Raw genomic sequence first — 16,005 nt, forward strand, 5'->3', positions numbered from 1 at the left:
CAATTACTCCTTCGCTTTCTTGCCTTCTAATAATGTTTGAATAATAATTAATACAACACCAATACATAATGCTGAATCAGCTATATTGAATACTGGATAGTTGTACGAGAAAATATACACGTGAATGAAATCCACTACTTCTTGTCTAAATACACGATCAATAAAGTTACCAATTGCCCCGCCCAAAATTAGGCCTAACGAAATACCTAGAAGCTTGTCTGTTTTCGCATACTTTTTCATATAAAATACAATAAATACTACAAAAACAACTGTAATAATGTAGAAGAACCACATTTTATTTTCTAAAATACCCCAAGCAGCACCTCTATTTCGATGTGATGTTATGTATAATACATTGTCGATAATCGGAATACTCGTACCCAATTCCATGTTCTTTACAATTAACCACTTCGATATTTGATCGATAGCAATGACGAATAACGCTATTACATAATATATCATTTTCATTTCCCCCACAAAGACAGTGTACCTCAAAATTTTAGCATAGCTGCTACCTTTTCACAATGAACCTTTATAGAAGAATAAAATAAATTAAAAAAAGGTAATATAATATCGTTGTGCGTATTCATACATTTACCTTTTCATAGAAGAATTCATGAATCGTACGGGCAGTCGGCATTGTCTTCATTTGCTTTGTCGAAATTAATCTCCCCGTCTCTTCACAAATACCATACATGTCTATTTCCATCTTAAATAATGCGCGTTCTACATCCTTTAAATCCTCTTTTATATCATGTAATAGCAATTTTTTCTTTATCTCTTCCTTAATTTCATATCCAAGTTCTTGGCTGAACTCGACATCATATTTGTGCATTACTTCTTTAGCTAGTCTCTCTTGCAACTCTTTTCTCATCAATTGCAATTCTTCTTTTATTTCCATGTAAATTTCATTCACGTGTACATTCCTCCTAGCTGTAATGTACAGTTAGTGTGTCCGAAATTTATTTGCTTACCTCACACACATTTTTCCTTCACAGGAAAGAGTCTGAAAGTGATTTTGATATACCATCAACAAAAAAACTGACTGCATCAATAGCAGTCAGCTTTTTTATTATTTTACATAGTTTTCTTTAACAACTGTTGCACAACGCTCACATAATGTTTCATGTTCAGTATCTTTACCAATTGTTTCTGAAACTACCCAACAACGTTCACATGTTTCACCAGTTGCTTGGGCAACAACAACCGCTGTATGTTCATACTTCGGTGCATCTGCTGGCGCTTCATCCATCATACCACCAAGTTTATACTCAGAAACGATGAATAATTGCTTTAAGTCTTCGCTAATAGACTCCAACATAACTTTCATTTCTGCAGTTGGATATAGTGTAATGCTTGCATTTAATGACTTACCGATTACTTTTTCATTACGAGCTACTTCTAGTGCTTTTAACACGTCATCACGTAATGTCATAAATGCATCCCATTTTGTTTTTAACGCTTCCGCGTCATCTAATTGTACAGCTTCTGGCATATCAGTTAATTGTACACTTTCTTCTGTTACGCCTGGAATATATGGCCATACTTCATCAGCTGTATGCGGTAAGATTGGTGTTACAAGTTTCGTTAACGCAACAAGAACATCATATAATACAGTTTGAATTGCACGACGATCTTCGTGGTTTGCACCTTCAATGTATAAAATGTCTTTTGCAAAGTCTAAATAGAATGAACTTAAATCAATTGTACAGAAGTTATGAATTGCATGATACACAGCAGCGAAGTCGTATGTCTCATATGCTTCTTTAACTTTTGTAATTAAGTCATTTAATTTCACTAACATGTAACGATCTACTTCACGAAGTCCAGCTACAGCTACTGCATTTTCACTTGGATTAAAGTCGTCTAAGTTTCCTAATAAGAAACGGAATGTGTTACGGATTTTACGATACACTTCTGCTACTTGTTTTAAAATATCATCTGAAATACGTACGTCAGATTGATAGTCAACAGAAGATACCCATAAGCGTAAAATGTCTCCACCTAATTGATCCATAATTTTCTTCGGTACGACGATGTTTCCAATCGACTTACTCATTTTACGTCCTTCACCGTCTAGTACGAAACCGTGGCTTAATACGCCTTTATATGGTGCTTTACCTGTTACAGCAACTGCTGTTGATAATGAAGAGTTAAACCAACCACGATACTGGTCAGATCCTTCTAAATATAAATCAGCTGGACGCTGTAAATCTTCGCGCTCTTCTAATACCGCTTGGTGAGAAGAACCTGAATCGAACCATACATCCATGATGTCTGTTTCTTTACGGAATTCGCCATTTGGGCTACCCGGATGTGTAAACCCTTCTGGTAATAGATCTTTCGCTTCACGCTCGAACCATACGTTAGAACCGTGTTCACGGAATAAATCTGCTACATGGTTAATTGTTTCATCCGTAATAATTGGATCACCATTCTCAGCATAGAATACCGGAATTGGCACACCCCATGCACGCTGACGAGAAATACACCAGTCACCACGGTCACGAACCATATTATGAAGACGAGTTTCTCCCCATGCTGGTACCCATTTTGTTTCCGCTACAGCTTCTATTAATTCTTTACGGAATGCTTCAATAGACGCAAACCACTGTGCTGTCGCACGGAAAATAATTGGTTTTTTCGTTCTCCAATCATGTGGGTATGAATGTGTAATGAATGTTAGTTTCAGTAACGCGCCTACTTCTTCTAATTTTTCTGTAATTGGTTTGTTAGCTTTATCATAGAATAAGCCTTCAAATCCAGGTGCTTCATTTGTTAACACACCTTTATCATCGACTGGGCAAAGTACTTCTAATTCATACTTTTTACCAACAACGAAGTCATCTTCCCCGTGTCCTGGTGCTGTATGAACACAACCTGTACCTGCATCTGTTGTTACGTGATCTCCTAGCATAACTAATGAATCACGATCGTAGAATGGGTGTTTTGCAACTGTGTACTCAAGTTCGCTACCTTTTACTGTTTTCACAACTTCAGCATTTTCCCACTCTAACGTTTTTGCAACTGTCTCAAACAGCTCAGAAGCAATGATATATTTCTCATCATTTACTTTTACAATGCTATATTCAAGCTCTGGGTGAACAGAAATACCTAAGTTTGCAGGTAATGTCCAAGGTGTTGTTGTCCAAATGATGTACTTTTCATCACCTTCTAATACGTTCTTTCCATCTTTTACAGGGAATGCTACGTAAATAGATGCTGATTTTTTATCTTGATATTCAATTTCAGCTTCCGCTAAAGCAGATTCACTCGTTGGAGACCAGTAAACTGGTTTTTGACCTTTATAGATATAACCTTTTTTCGCCATGTCACCAAACACTTTAATTTGTTGTGCTTCATAAGCTGGCTCTAAAGTAATATATGGATTATCCCAATCTGCACGTACACCTAGACGCTTAAATTGTTCACGTTGACGTTCTACTTGTTCATATGCATACTCTGCACATAACTTACGGAACTCAGCAACTGTCATTTCTTTACGTTTTACACCTTTATTTGTTAAAGCTTGTTCAATTGGTAAACCGTGCGTATCCCATCCTGGAACATATGGTGCACTAAAACCAGTCATTGATTTATAACGAACAATAAAGTCTTTTAATACTTTATTTAATGCATGTCCCATATGAATGTCACCATTCGCATATGGAGGTCCATCATGCAATACAAATAAAGGACGACCTTTTGTATGTTCTTGTACTTTTTCGTAAATATTCATTTCAGCCCATTTTTCTTGCATTGCAGGCTCACGTTTTGGTAAATTCCCACGCATTGGGAACTCAGTTTTTGGCATCAGTAATGTATTTTTGTACTCCATGCTCAATTCCTCCTTACATGTATAAAAGAAATACTTAAAAAACGGAATAAAAAAGAGACCTTCTCATCCCAAAAAGGGACGAGAAAGTCTCCCGCGGTACCACCCTAGTAGATCATATACATATGTATAGAATCCTCTTTATATTCTTAACGCGAATACACGCCTACGCTTACTCTATTTGTTCAGCGCGGAACTCCAGGGTGATATTCCCACTATCTCCTTATCCTGAGCTTACACCATCCTCAGTTCGCTATATAAGGTTTGAAAAGGTACTTATCCCTATCTTCGTTTTTCTTAATAAATATGTTGTTTAAAATTATATGTAATAATGAGAAAAACGTCAAGCTTACACTGTTTCTTCTTTTTTCAACAGTTCATCTACTTCGTCTTCTAATTCAATTAGTTTATCCCAATCATCGTTGTTTAACATCTCAAGCTGTGTTTCTAATAACATACGGAAACGAGTTCGGAATACTTTCGCTTGTTTCTTTAGCTCTTCAATATCAAAAGCAACTTTTCTTGATTTTACTAATGCTTCGTTAATAATACGATCAGCATTCTTTTCAGCTTCACGCACAATTAATTTCGCTTCTTTTTGCGCATTACGTTTTACTTCTTCCGCTGCTTCTTGTGCAACAACGATAGATTTGTTTAACGTATCTTCAATATTAGAGAAATGATCTAACTTCCCTTCTAACTGCGCAACTTTTTCTTCTAAAGCTTTTTTCTCACGAATGACCAATTCATAATCTTTGATAATTTGATCAAGAAACTCATTTACTTGATCTTCATCATAGCCACGGAATCCGCGACCAAATTCTTTGTTATGAATATCTAATGGTGTTAACGGCACAACGCCACCTCCAAGTAGTTATCTAAATTTCCTCTTTCAATTATATCTTTTCTTCGACAAAATAGGAGGATTTCCTTCTAAAAAACCAATCATTTTAGTATACCATACAAAATTCTCCATTTGTCGCGTTTTGTTCTACCTTCTACAGAAAATAATTTACTTCGGCCATATCCTCTAACAGAAAAAACATCTCCTGGATAACATTCATACGAAGTTTGCTCCACTGTTTTCCAATTGACTTTTACTAAACCATTTTTTATGAAAGGTTGTACTTTCTGTCTAGATAAATGTAACATTTCAGCTAACATAACATCTAAACGAAGTGAAGAAACCGTTCCAGATTTCTCTCCCCACGTTTCATGTATCTGTAGAATTTTTTCTCCTTGCACTGACGCTAAAGAGACTTTTACTTTCCCTATTGATTGTAAGTTCATCTCAATATACGATACAATTTCTTTCGCAACTACAATTTGGGCACGATTTTCTTGCAGCAAAATATCACCACATTTTTCTCTTGTTAAACCAAGAGACATAAATGTACCTAATATTTGCCTATGTTCTAGCGTATAAAACTTGGAAGGATAGTCAATTTCTAATACTTCTACTTGAAATTCTTCTTCATTTAATTCTAGATAGTCTGGATAAATAAGTGCTCTTTTACGCTCTGCATTAGGCGTTGCACCACCAAATTGCACAGCAACATCACCTTGTCCTATTACCATAGAAACAATTTGTTGTTGCCTAGGATCAAGAAAATCCGTTAACTTCACTTGATGGTACTCCGCCGCTCGCTTCCACTCTAGCACTTTATCCACAAAGACCTCCTCATCAGGCCTAAAATGTTCGTAGATGCTCATGTATTTACCTTCTTACTATAAGAAATAGCTTAATAAACTGAACAAACCAGTTTTAGCAAGTTTCAACGCAAAGATTGCAACGATTGGAGAAATATCAATCATTCCAAGCGGCGGAATAAAGCGGCGGAATGGTTCTAAATACGGTTCACAAATACGTGCCAGGAACTCTCCAAAAGATGATTCCTTTGCACCAGGAAACCATGATAGGAGAATGTAAATAATAAGTGCCCACGAGTAAATCTCGATAGCATAACTTAACACTATAAAAACTGTTGTCATGGCGTATTACCACCTCTTTATATTTGTTTCTTCTTCTTCACCGAATAACTCTGAAATTGCACCAACAATATCTACATTTTCAGGTGTACACATAAATGTTTTCGGTCCTATTTTTTGAATGTCCCCGCCTATAGCGTATACAGTACCACTTAAAAAGTCAACGATACGCACCGCTTGATCAGTAGACATTCTCTGCAAATTAATTACAACAGCTCGTCTACCTTTTAAGTGGTCCGCAATCCCTTGCGCTTCCGAATATGTGCGTGGTTCTAATAAAACAACTTTTGAAGATTGTTTTGCTGTTTCAATACTAACAACATTTTGCTTCGGTTGTGCTTTCGGAAACGTAACGTCTTGTTGTTCTGGTGGATCTTGCTGCTTTTTCATGTCTGTTTGCTCCTTTTCATAACCATATTGAGCTGCTTCTTTTTCTTCCGGTGTATCAAAAAAGAAGTATTTTACTTTTGACCAACTCATAATAAGATTCTCCTTCCTTTTACGCTTTTCCTACTAAAATCGTTCCCAAACGAATATATGTAGCCCCTTCTTCAATTGCAATCGTGTAATCGTTGGACATTCCCATTGATAATTCTTTACATGGCGCATGTAATAACTCTAGCTCCTGCACCTCTGTTTGCAGCATACGTAATTCCTTAAAACAGCGTCTGATTTCTTCCTCTTCTTCTGTAAATGGAGCCATCGTCATTAGTCCAACCACTTCAATTTTATCGAATTCTTGCAAACTTTGAATAAAAGAAACAACCTCTTCTATTGCCAATCCTTGCTTCGATTCTTCAGATGAGGTTTTCACTTGAATAAAGCATTTTACTTTCTTATCAGCACGTTTCTGAATTTCTTTCGCCAGGGAAAGACGATCTAACGAATGTAAATAATCAATTTCATTAATAATTTCTTTTACTTTTCTCGTTTGTAATGAGCCAATAAAGTGCCAATTAACTTTTGAACCGAAATGCTCGTATTTCTGTAAGAAACCTTCATTTCTATTTTCACCTAAATCGATAATTCCAGCTTCAATTACTTCGTTTGTTTTTTCAATCCCTACAGTTTTTGTAACTGCAACAAGTTTAATATCTTGCAACGAACGTCCAGCTCGAGCGCAAGATTCTTTAATAGCTTCGTTTACAATTACTAAATTTTCTTGTACTGTCACTTGCTTCCTTCCTCCTTAAAACCTATGAAACTCAACATTCTTCCTGTCTTACCTTGATCACGACGATGAGAGAAAAATAGTTGCTCTTCACAGCTTGTACAAAGAGATGACATTACAATATGCTCTTCTTTTATGCCTGCTTGTACACATAATATACGATTAATTTCTTTTAAATTAATTGCGTACTGCCCGTCAGAAATTTTTTGATGAGGAACAGCACCGCTAACTACTTCCTGTGCTGCTGTTAATACACGATCATCCACAACATAACAACAAGATCCGATCGACGGCCCAATTGCAACATGAATTTCATCACTTGAAATACCTTCTGCATCCCACTTTTGAATCATTTCCTTTGCAATCTCTTGTACAGTGCCTTTCCATCCAGCATGCGCAAGTCCTATCATACCATGTGATGGTGCATAAAAATAGAGCGGAACACAATCCGCGTAACAAGACGTTAACAGAACATCTTCATTACTCGTATAAATGCCATCTGTTTTTGAAATGCCGTCCTCATATGAATAGACGCCACTTCCCTTTTCCTGTTGCCCTACTTTTTCAACATGATGAGCATGAACTTGTTCAGAGCAAATCCAGTTTTCTAATGGTTTTTGTAACTTATTTGCTAAAATGCGTCTGTTTTCATGAACGTTCTCCACGATATCATTCACATGTAATCCTAAATTCATCGTATGAAAGGAGCCCGTACTTATCCCACCATCTTTTGTCGTAAATCCAGCAGTAATGTTTCCAAGTTCTTTCCACGCTTGTAAATACAGTATACCGTCCACATATTTAAATGGTTCTCTCATAATAAAGCGGCTCCTTTTAATTAAAATAACAGAAAAAAGCATGGTACTTCCTGTCTATTTTACCATACTTTTATTTTTTCATAATCCTAACAGAAAAAAAAGAGGAATTTGTAATATTCTTTATGAAATTGTCGGTGTTTGTATTGATTCTGTTACAGTATTAACAGGATTTACTCTTACAAGTATGACATCCTCTCCAATCTTCACAATTTCCTTCCAAGGAATTACAATCTCAACATCTTTTCCAAAAATACCTAGCATACGTGTCTGTTTGGAAATAATAACAGAACAAACTTTCCCTGTGTTCATATCAATTTCAATATCTCCAATATTCCCAATCCTTTTTCCATCTGAAATATTTATAACATCCTTCATCTGTAACTCTGAAATTCGTATCACCATTTTTATCCTCTCCCTTATATGACGAATTGGAAACTGTTTCTCATATTTACAGGAAGCCACCTATACGAAACACCATACTAGTTTCATTATATGAACACTAATCCCCTACTATGAGCACAAACTATATTACATATAAAAAGGTCTCACCATAATTGGTGAGACCTTATCCTTGAATCGTTTTATTCATTTGTTTAATGGCTGACTTCTCTAAACGTGATACTTGCGCTTGCGAAATCCCAATTTCTTCTGCAACTTCCATCTGTGTCTTTCCTTGGAAGAAACGTTTTCTAATAATCATTTTCTCTCTATCATTTAAACGCTTCATTCCTTCTTTCAATGCTAATTCTTCAACCCACTGCTCGTCCTTTTGTTTTTCATCACTTAACTGATCCATAACAAAGATAGGATCTCCTCCATCATTATAAATTGGTTCAAATAATGAAACTGGGTCTTGAATCGCATCTAAAGCAAATACTATCTCTTCATGAGTTACTTCTAGCACTTTTGCAATATCCATTGCTGTTGGTTCTTTTGAATTTTCTGCAATCAACTTTTCTCTTACTTGCAAAGCTTTATACGCAATATCTCGCAATGAGCGCGATACGCGAATCGGATTATTATCACGCAAATATCTGCGTATTTCCCCAATAATCATCGGCACAGCATACGTTGAAAATTTTACATTTTGGCCTAAATCAAAATTATCAATTGATTTCATAAGTCCGATGCAACCAACTTGAAATAAATCGTCAACATATTCTCCTCTGTTATTAAATCTTTGGATGACGCTCAGTACAAGACGTAAGTTTCCATTCACTAATTTTTCTCTTGCGCTTATCTCTCCACTTTGCATTTCACGAAATAATTTACGCATCTCTTCATTTTTTAATACTGGAAGTTTAGCTGTATCAACACCGCAAATTTCTACTTTGTTTCTCGTCAAAGTGTTCCCTCCTATCGGGAGTTGCTGTACAGTGTAAAGTATTTCCTTTGAAGGGGATTTTATGCATGTGGTTTTTTCACGATTTGTTATTTAAATTATCTTTCCTAATACAACTAAATAGAATAAGACCAGCCTACATAACGGCTGGTCTTATTCTTTACACCATTTTATTAAATTCTTTTCGTAATCTTTTTATAATTCTTTTTTCTAAACGCGAAATGTATGACTGTGAAATCCCAAGCATATCAGCCACATCTTTTTGCGTCTTTTCCTCTCCTCCAGCAAGCCCAAACCGAAGTTCCATAATTTGTTTTTCACGATCATTTAATTGGTGTAATGCTTTCATTAAAAGGTGACGATCTACAGTAGCTTCTAAATCTTTTGTAATAATATCATCATCTGTACCTAACACGTCAGACAATAACAGTTCATTCCCATCCCAATCAATGTTTAGCGGTTCATCAAAAGAAACTTCCGAACGATTTTTGTTATTTCGACGTAAATGCATTAAAATTTCATTTTCTATACAACGAGATGCATATGTTGCTAATTTTATTTTCTTTTCCGGATTAAATGTATTTACAGCTTTAATAAGGCCGATTGTTCCTATACTAATCAAATCTTCAATATTTATCCCTGTATTTTCAAACTTTCTTGCTATATATACAACGAGCCTTAAGTTACGTTCAATGAGTAATGACCTTGCTGCCTGATCTCCTTTTGGCAATTTATTCAAAAGAACTTCCTCTTCTTCTTTTGTTAACGGTGGTGGCAACGCTTCGCTTCCACCAATATAATAAATTTCATCGGTCTTAATTCCTAATTTCAGCAATACTTTATACCAAAGGTATACTAAATAAAATTTTAATTTCATCATATTATCCCGCCTCTCATTATTAAGCGATCACCATTTTTTGTGAAATCAACATTTTTGGATGCACAATACATTGATACTCCCCATTAGTAGACAGCTGTTGTGTATTTAATCCAATTAATACTTTGTTTACAACAATAGAACTACCTTCATGGTCAACTTGCACACTGTCAGGCTTAATTGCCCACAAAAATTGACTCTCTACTCCTACTGCACGGAAAGGAATTAAGCGTAATTTGGTCGCCCAACCAGAATCATTTTCTGGTATTTGAGGAATTTCTGTTTTGGAATAAATTTGCTCTGTTAACCAAGATGGTAAGCAATGTTCTAATGATGAAACATGCATAATCATAACGGGTGTTTTGGTTAATGGGTCGTAAAGTTGGTTCCCACTGTCAATAAGGCCTGCCAGTTCTAGTTCTTCTTCGGCTAATTGAATTTTTACTTTCACAATTTGATCATAGTGTATTTTCGTGACCTCTACGCTTTCAATACGCTTTTTAGAAAAATAATAAATTACTGGAAAACCAAAAATAACAAATAACCAACTAATTGGATCACCGTAAGAAATTGACTGAGATTGAACCAATCCATTTACCATTTCATTCGTTTGCAAAAAGAAATGAGTTCCAATTAATCCTCCGCCAACCATAAAGGTTACAAAGTAAAAAGTAAAAACAGTTTGTGCATAATTTCTAAATGTTGTAAACCCAAATGCTGTATACACAATAAGTAACGAGTACAGTAGTTTCATAATTGGATGTGTCATCATAGAAGCAAAAGGAGTAAAGGCAAAAATAACAATAGTTGAACCTATAAATGCCCCTAGCACAAGCCTCCATCTTTTGATTTTCTTTTTTAACACGGTAGCTGTTAATAAAAGCAAAAGAAAATCAATGCAGGCGTTTAACAACCAAACAACGTCGGCGTAAACAACCAAACAATTCACCTCTTTTTTCAAGTTGAGACTAGTATAATGCATATCCAATAGGAAAGTGTGTCAATTTGCGGAGGTGTTTTTTTGTTATTTTGTGATTTCTAGACATAATCTGTCGGTAAAAAATAAAAGTACAAATTCATAGAATGATATACTCTTATTTTCACCAACAAAATATATTGAAATATACGAAATAAAAAAAGACCTGCTTAGCAGGTCTTTTCCATTTAAAAAACAAAAAAGGAGCATGAAAGCTCCTTTTTTTATCGTCTACGACGGTTACGTAAAAATGCTGGAATATCGATATCATCTGAATCTGAATGACGCTCATGTACAACTGGCTCTTCACGCTTCATTTCGCGTTTTACTTCACGCTGTTTTGAAGGTTGAGCTACTGGTTGTTGCTGTTGTTGCGTGTGGTTCGCATTCGGACGGATAATTGGTTTTGGTGGTTGAGTTGCAATGCTATCATCAAAACCAGTTGCAATTACAGTTACAACGATATCATCTTTTAATCCTTCGTTAATAACAGAACCGAAGATCATATTTACTTCTGGATCTGAAGCTGAAGCTACGATATCTGCCGCTTCTTGTACTTCATATAAGCTTAAGTTAGCGCCACCCGTAATGTTCATGATAACACCTTGAGCTCCATCAATAGATGTTTCTAGTAATGGACTTGAAATCGCTTTTTTCGCAGCTTCTGCAGCACGATTTTCCCCGTTACCAGAACCAATACCCATTAAAGCAGAACCTCTATTAGACATAATTGTCTTTACGTCTGCAAAGTCTAAGTTAATTAAACCTGGCGTTGCAATTAAATCCGAAATACCTTGAACACCTTGACGTAATACGTTATCAGCTTCACGGAATGCTTCTAACATTGGCGTATTTTTATCAACAATCTCTAATAAGCGATCATTTGGAATTACAATAAGAGTATCTACATTTTCTTTAAATGCTGCAATACCAGATGCTGCTTGCGTCGCACGCTTACGTCCTTCAAAAGTAAATGGACGTGTTACAACACCAACTGTTAAAGCACCTAATTCTTTTGCAACTTGAGCAACAACTGGAGCTGCACCAGTTCCAGTTCCACCGCCCATACCAGCAGTTACGAAGACCATATCCGCACCACGAAGTGCTTCTTGGATCTGTTCTTTACTTTCTTCTGCAGCTTTTTTCCCTACTTCAGGGTTTGCACCTGCACCAAGTCCACGCGTTAATTTTCCACCAATTTGCATTTTTGTTTCAGCTTTTGATAGATTTAATGCTTGTGCATCAGTGTTCACAGCGATAAAGTCTACACCTTGTACACCGTGTTCAATCATACGGTTTACAGCATTGTTTCCGCCACCGCCGACACCGATAACTTTTATATTCGCTAATTGATCTTGAGTAGTATCAAACTCTAACATGTCGAAATCCCCCTAGAACCTCATTTTTCGTGTCCAATTTTAATCCCATAAATAACGGAATACACGTTTTACTTTTGACATCATGCGGTCATCATTTTGATTATTATTGTTTTGATTACGAGTTTTTTGTTTCGCGGGTTGCTGTTGTACCGGCGTTGGTGCTGGTGCTGGTACTGGTTCAAAATGCTCTTGCTTTTCCTGCACATTTTTCCCACGTAATTTAGCTTTTTGATAAGAATGTTTAATTAATCCAACTCCACTTGTATATTGGGGCTCACGCACACCAATATAATCAGGAGTTGCTACACGAACATTTTCATGTAAAATATCATATGCAAGATCAAGAACACCTGGCATAGAAGCAATTCCGCCAGTTAGTACATAACCAGAAGCCACTTGCTTTACTCCTAACTTACGCACTTCATCTTGAACAAACATTAAAATTTCCTCTACACGAGCCTCTATTATATCCGATAATTCCAACTGAGAATATTGTTCTGTTTGGTCGCTTCCCATAATAGGAACCGTAAACATCTCTTCTTCAGATGCTGTATCATAAAAAGCATGTCCATATTTCAACTTAATTTGATCTGCATTTTCTGTTGAAGTTTTCAACCCAATCGCAATATCTTTCGTTATATGGTCTCCACCTAATGGTAATACGCTCGTCGCTTGTAACTCTCCATCTTTAAAAATAGATAAAGTTGTAGATCCTCCCCCCATATCAACAAGGGCTACTCCTCTATTTTTTTCATCTGAAGATATAGCAACTGTTGCAGCCGCTAAAGGTTGAAGACAAATATCAACAATTTCAAGACCTGCTTTTTCTACACAACGAAGTAGGTTATGTAGTAAAGTTCTCGAGCCTGTAATAAGTGTACCTTCCATTTCTAATCTTACACCGATCATCCCGCGTGGATCGTTAATCTCGTCAAGACCGTCTACGATGAACTGTCGAGGTACCACATCAATAAACTCACGTTCTGGAGCAATTGACACAACTTGTGCTGCATCTAGAACGCGTAAGACATCTTCATTCCCGATTTCACGATCTTCATTTGAAACAGCGACTACTCCGTGACAAGGAAGTAGCTGTACCTGGTTTGCATTGACACCTACTACAACTTGCTCAATGTGGATTCCCACCATGCGCTCAGCTTGTTCAATTGCTTTTTTAATTGATCGAACAGTCTCATCTATATCAACTATCGATCCCTTCTTTAAACCATTTGATTTTACATTTCCAACACCAATAATGTTTAAGCTGTCATTAACCATTTCACCAATGATGACTTTAACATTGGATGTACCGATGTCAAGACTAACATATATTTCATTGCTGTTCATTCTTTGGCACCTCCTTCTTTATTTATACCATACAACTCAATATATGGAACAACAATCGCAACTTTACTATTTATAAGAAAAATATTCAACGTCTTTATACGTTTCCCTTTTTTAACCCTATATTTTTCTTATTTTTATTTAGCATTCAATTAAGAATATCGCAGTAAACTATGAATAACTGCTTATCTTGAAATAATTCTATTTCGAGTGTAAAGTTTACCGCCAAGTATAAGTCTACACTAAGATGTACTCATAGAAAAGTGAAACTTGTACCAATACTAGTATGAATCTAAGAATTTTTACATATTTTTCATCAAATGAACCATTCTTCTAAATTCATATACATATAACAGAACATTCGTTCTGTTTTTTTCTGCTATAACCAGCGAAAACTACCATTCTATTCTTTTTTTTCTTCCACACCTAATTCTTTCGTATATGCACCTACTTCTAAGTCAATTAATACCTTCTTACCTGGCTCAATTGTTTTTAAAATAAGCGGATAGGTTTCCATACGTTTTGCGAAATTTCGAATCGTAGTGCTCACTTCATAACCCTCATTCATATATAAAGTAAGATGATCTTCATTCGCATTCGTTGGTGAATAGCGAATTTCCGAAATAGATTTTAAAATAGCTGGTGTTAATTTTTCTAGTTCAGTGATTAACTCCTTCATTTTCTCTTCTTTAAAAGGTTCAAAAATCGGTGCTGCAACAGGAAGTTTTCCATTAGGTAGTACATCAAGCGTTTTTCCATTCTCTAATAACGGTTGTAATTTTCCCTCTTTATTTATATAACCAATCGTTAAATATTCTTCGATATGAATATCAATCTTGTTTGGAAAACGTTTTTTTACATTTACTGCTTTAATTTCTTTTCGCTTCGTTAAGTTTTCTTCAGCTTTATGTGCTGTCACTCGGAAATAACTTGTATCATATGTCACGCCCGAATCCTTCATTACTTGTTCATCCGTCATATAGTGATTTCCAAACACACTAATCTTTTTTATATTACTAAGCGGAGACCGAAAATAAATTAAAAAGAGCACTAATAAAAATAAAATTGATATGTATAAAATCAATCGATGATTAACATTTTTTTTGTTTTTTTTCTTTTGATTTTTCAATTTTGGTACACGATCTTGTAGTTTAATCACTTTACTATTATTCATGTACGATCCCCCTATGTAACATAAAGAACGGCATGTTCCTCATGCCGTTCTTATCTTCTTATTATAACATAAATGATAATGAGCGGAATGAATAACCGTTATCTTCCAATGATTTCTACTTCTGTGTGCATATCTACATCAAATTTATCCTTAATTGTATGTTTTATTAATTCAATTAAGGACAATACATCTTGCGCTGAAGCTCCCCCGGTATTAACAATAAAATTGCCATGCATTTCAGAAATTTGAGCTCCACCAATCCTATAACCACGAAGCCCTGCTTTTTCTACTAAATCTCCTGCAAAATGTGGGATTGGATTCCGAAATACACTTCCTGCACACGGATAATTCCATGGTTGCGTTTCACGGCGGTAATCTTTATTATTTTGCATGCTACGTACAATTTCTTCACGTTTTCCCGCCTGTAATTGAAACTCCGCCTCTAAAACAATACCAGGACGTTTCGTTTGCAATACAGATGCCCGATAAGAAAACTCCAGTTCTCTATTCGTTAACCAGTCAATTGTACCGTCTTCAAACAGAATGAGAGCCTTCGATAATACACTCGATATATCTGATTTATGTGCACCTGCATTCATATATACTGCACCACCGACACTTCCTGGAATACCGCTTGCAAACTCCAATCCAGCTAACCCTTGACGACTAAGTAAAGTTGACAATTTAATAAGAGGATATCCACTACCAACTCTTACCTTATGTTTTTCGACCTCTAAGTGATCTAATCCTTCTCCTAAACGAATAACAACACCTTCTATGCCTTGATCAGATACAAGAAGGTTTGAACCGCGCCCAATTACAGTCCACTTCGTTTTGTATTGCTTTACTAACTGTAATGTTTTTTCAATACCGGCTACATGCTTTGGCACAATTAAAATATCCGCTGGTCCACCTATTTTCATAGTTGTATAACGTGCTAACGACTCGTTAACTAAAACACGACCAACGTCTGCTTCTATAAGCTCATTTACTAATTGTTCCATAGACAATCTCCCCCATATTAAGTCTCCTTATGACAATAATATGCAGGGCGTTCACCTAACGTTATCCCTCTATTTACGGGCAGTACGACTCCTAAA

General features: G+C 35.9%; 17 protein-coding genes and 1 other annotated feature. All 17 genes read right to left on the reverse strand.

Annotation, left to right across the window (positions count from 1 at the left end; genetic code table 11):
* Window positions 1-3: 3 nt before the first annotated feature.
* The 17 genes from lspA to murB all read right to left on the reverse strand — a co-directional run bounded on the left by lspA (window position 4) and on the right by murB (window position 15,909).
* Entirely contained in the window at window positions 4-462 is a 459-nt protein-coding gene (gene lspA / locus AXW78_RS18465; protein WP_000642180.1) for a lipoprotein signal peptidase LspA, read from the reverse strand.
* Window positions 463-586: 124 nt separating this feature from the next.
* Window positions 587-916 (reverse strand): TraR/DksA C4-type zinc finger protein, encoded by a 330-nt coding sequence (locus AXW78_RS18470; protein ID WP_001002956.1) that lies wholly within the window; start codon window positions 914-916, stop codon window positions 587-589.
* 156 nt (window positions 917-1,072) lie between these two features.
* Window positions 1,073-3,838, reverse strand: a complete 2,766-nt coding sequence (gene ileS2, locus AXW78_RS18475; protein WP_061884519.1) for an isoleucine--tRNA ligase — start codon at window positions 3,836-3,838, stop codon at window positions 1,073-1,075.
* Between the two features lie 71 nt (window positions 3,839-3,909).
* Window positions 3,910-4,133: a binding site (T-box leader), on the reverse strand.
* 51 nt (window positions 4,134-4,184) lie between these two features.
* A complete protein-coding gene (gene divIVA / locus AXW78_RS18480; protein ID WP_001131611.1) occupies window positions 4,185-4,691 on the reverse strand; it encodes a septum site-determining protein DivIVA in 507 nt (168 codons plus the stop codon).
* A gap of 89 nt (window positions 4,692-4,780) precedes the next feature.
* Complete coding sequence (locus tag AXW78_RS18485; protein ID WP_002164155.1) at window positions 4,781-5,548, reverse strand: YlmH family RNA-binding protein; 768 nt, start codon at window positions 5,546-5,548, stop codon at window positions 4,781-4,783.
* A 15-nt stretch (window positions 5,549-5,563) separates the two neighbouring features.
* Window positions 5,564-5,827, reverse strand: coding sequence for a YggT family protein (locus AXW78_RS18490; RefSeq protein WP_000214233.1), 264 nt, complete (start codon window positions 5,825-5,827; stop codon window positions 5,564-5,566).
* A gap of 6 nt (window positions 5,828-5,833) precedes the next feature.
* A complete protein-coding gene (locus AXW78_RS18495; RefSeq protein WP_000119129.1) occupies window positions 5,834-6,304 on the reverse strand; it encodes a cell division protein SepF in 471 nt (156 codons plus the stop codon).
* A gap of 19 nt (window positions 6,305-6,323) precedes the next feature.
* The gene (locus AXW78_RS18500; RefSeq protein ID WP_000218005.1) at window positions 6,324-6,998 is read right to left on the reverse strand and encodes a YggS family pyridoxal phosphate-dependent enzyme; all 675 of its coding nucleotides are present in this window, start codon (window positions 6,996-6,998) and stop codon (window positions 6,324-6,326) included.
* Window positions 6,995-7,813: a peptidoglycan editing factor PgeF gene (gene pgeF / locus AXW78_RS18505; RefSeq protein ID WP_001209016.1), complete on the reverse strand. Its 819-nt coding sequence runs from the start codon at window positions 7,811-7,813 to the stop codon at window positions 6,995-6,997. The genes AXW78_RS18500 and pgeF overlap by 4 nt, the downstream gene beginning before the upstream one ends.
* Before the next feature lie 120 nt (window positions 7,814-7,933).
* Window positions 7,934-8,215, reverse strand: coding sequence for a YlmC/YmxH family sporulation protein (locus AXW78_RS18510; RefSeq protein ID WP_000236748.1), 282 nt, complete (start codon window positions 8,213-8,215; stop codon window positions 7,934-7,936).
* Window positions 8,216-8,378: 163 nt separating this feature from the next.
* Entirely contained in the window at window positions 8,379-9,158 is a 780-nt protein-coding gene (sigG, locus tag AXW78_RS18515) for an RNA polymerase sporulation sigma factor SigG (RefSeq protein WP_000197755.1), read from the reverse strand.
* A 157-nt stretch (window positions 9,159-9,315) separates the two neighbouring features.
* Window positions 9,316-10,035 (reverse strand): RNA polymerase sporulation sigma factor SigE, encoded by a 720-nt coding sequence (gene sigE / locus AXW78_RS18520; protein WP_000976948.1) that lies wholly within the window; start codon window positions 10,033-10,035, stop codon window positions 9,316-9,318.
* Window positions 10,036-10,054: 19 nt separating this feature from the next.
* Window positions 10,055-10,972 (reverse strand): sigma-E processing peptidase SpoIIGA, encoded by a 918-nt coding sequence (gene spoIIGA, locus AXW78_RS18525; RefSeq protein ID WP_000261975.1) that lies wholly within the window; start codon window positions 10,970-10,972, stop codon window positions 10,055-10,057.
* 260 nt (window positions 10,973-11,232) lie between these two features.
* Complete coding sequence (gene ftsZ / locus AXW78_RS18530; RefSeq protein ID WP_000888984.1) at window positions 11,233-12,387, reverse strand: cell division protein FtsZ; 1,155 nt, start codon at window positions 12,385-12,387, stop codon at window positions 11,233-11,235.
* A 39-nt stretch (window positions 12,388-12,426) separates the two neighbouring features.
* Window positions 12,427-13,734, reverse strand: a complete 1,308-nt coding sequence (ftsA, locus tag AXW78_RS18535) for a cell division protein FtsA (protein WP_001087557.1) — start codon at window positions 13,732-13,734, stop codon at window positions 12,427-12,429.
* A 400-nt stretch (window positions 13,735-14,134) separates the two neighbouring features.
* Window positions 14,135-14,905: a cell division protein DivIB gene (gene divIB / locus AXW78_RS18540; protein ID WP_001065790.1), complete on the reverse strand. Its 771-nt coding sequence runs from the start codon at window positions 14,903-14,905 to the stop codon at window positions 14,135-14,137.
* Window positions 14,906-15,003: 98 nt separating this feature from the next.
* Window positions 15,004-15,909, reverse strand: coding sequence for a UDP-N-acetylmuramate dehydrogenase (gene murB / locus AXW78_RS18545; protein ID WP_000437029.1), 906 nt, complete (start codon window positions 15,907-15,909; stop codon window positions 15,004-15,006).
* Between the last annotated feature and the right edge of the window lie 96 nt (window positions 15,910-16,005).

Origin of the sequence: Bacillus thuringiensis (assembly GCF_001595725.1) — a bacterium.
In the GTDB taxonomy this organism is placed as follows: domain Bacteria; phylum Bacillota; class Bacilli; order Bacillales; family Bacillaceae_G; genus Bacillus_A; species Bacillus_A thuringiensis_K.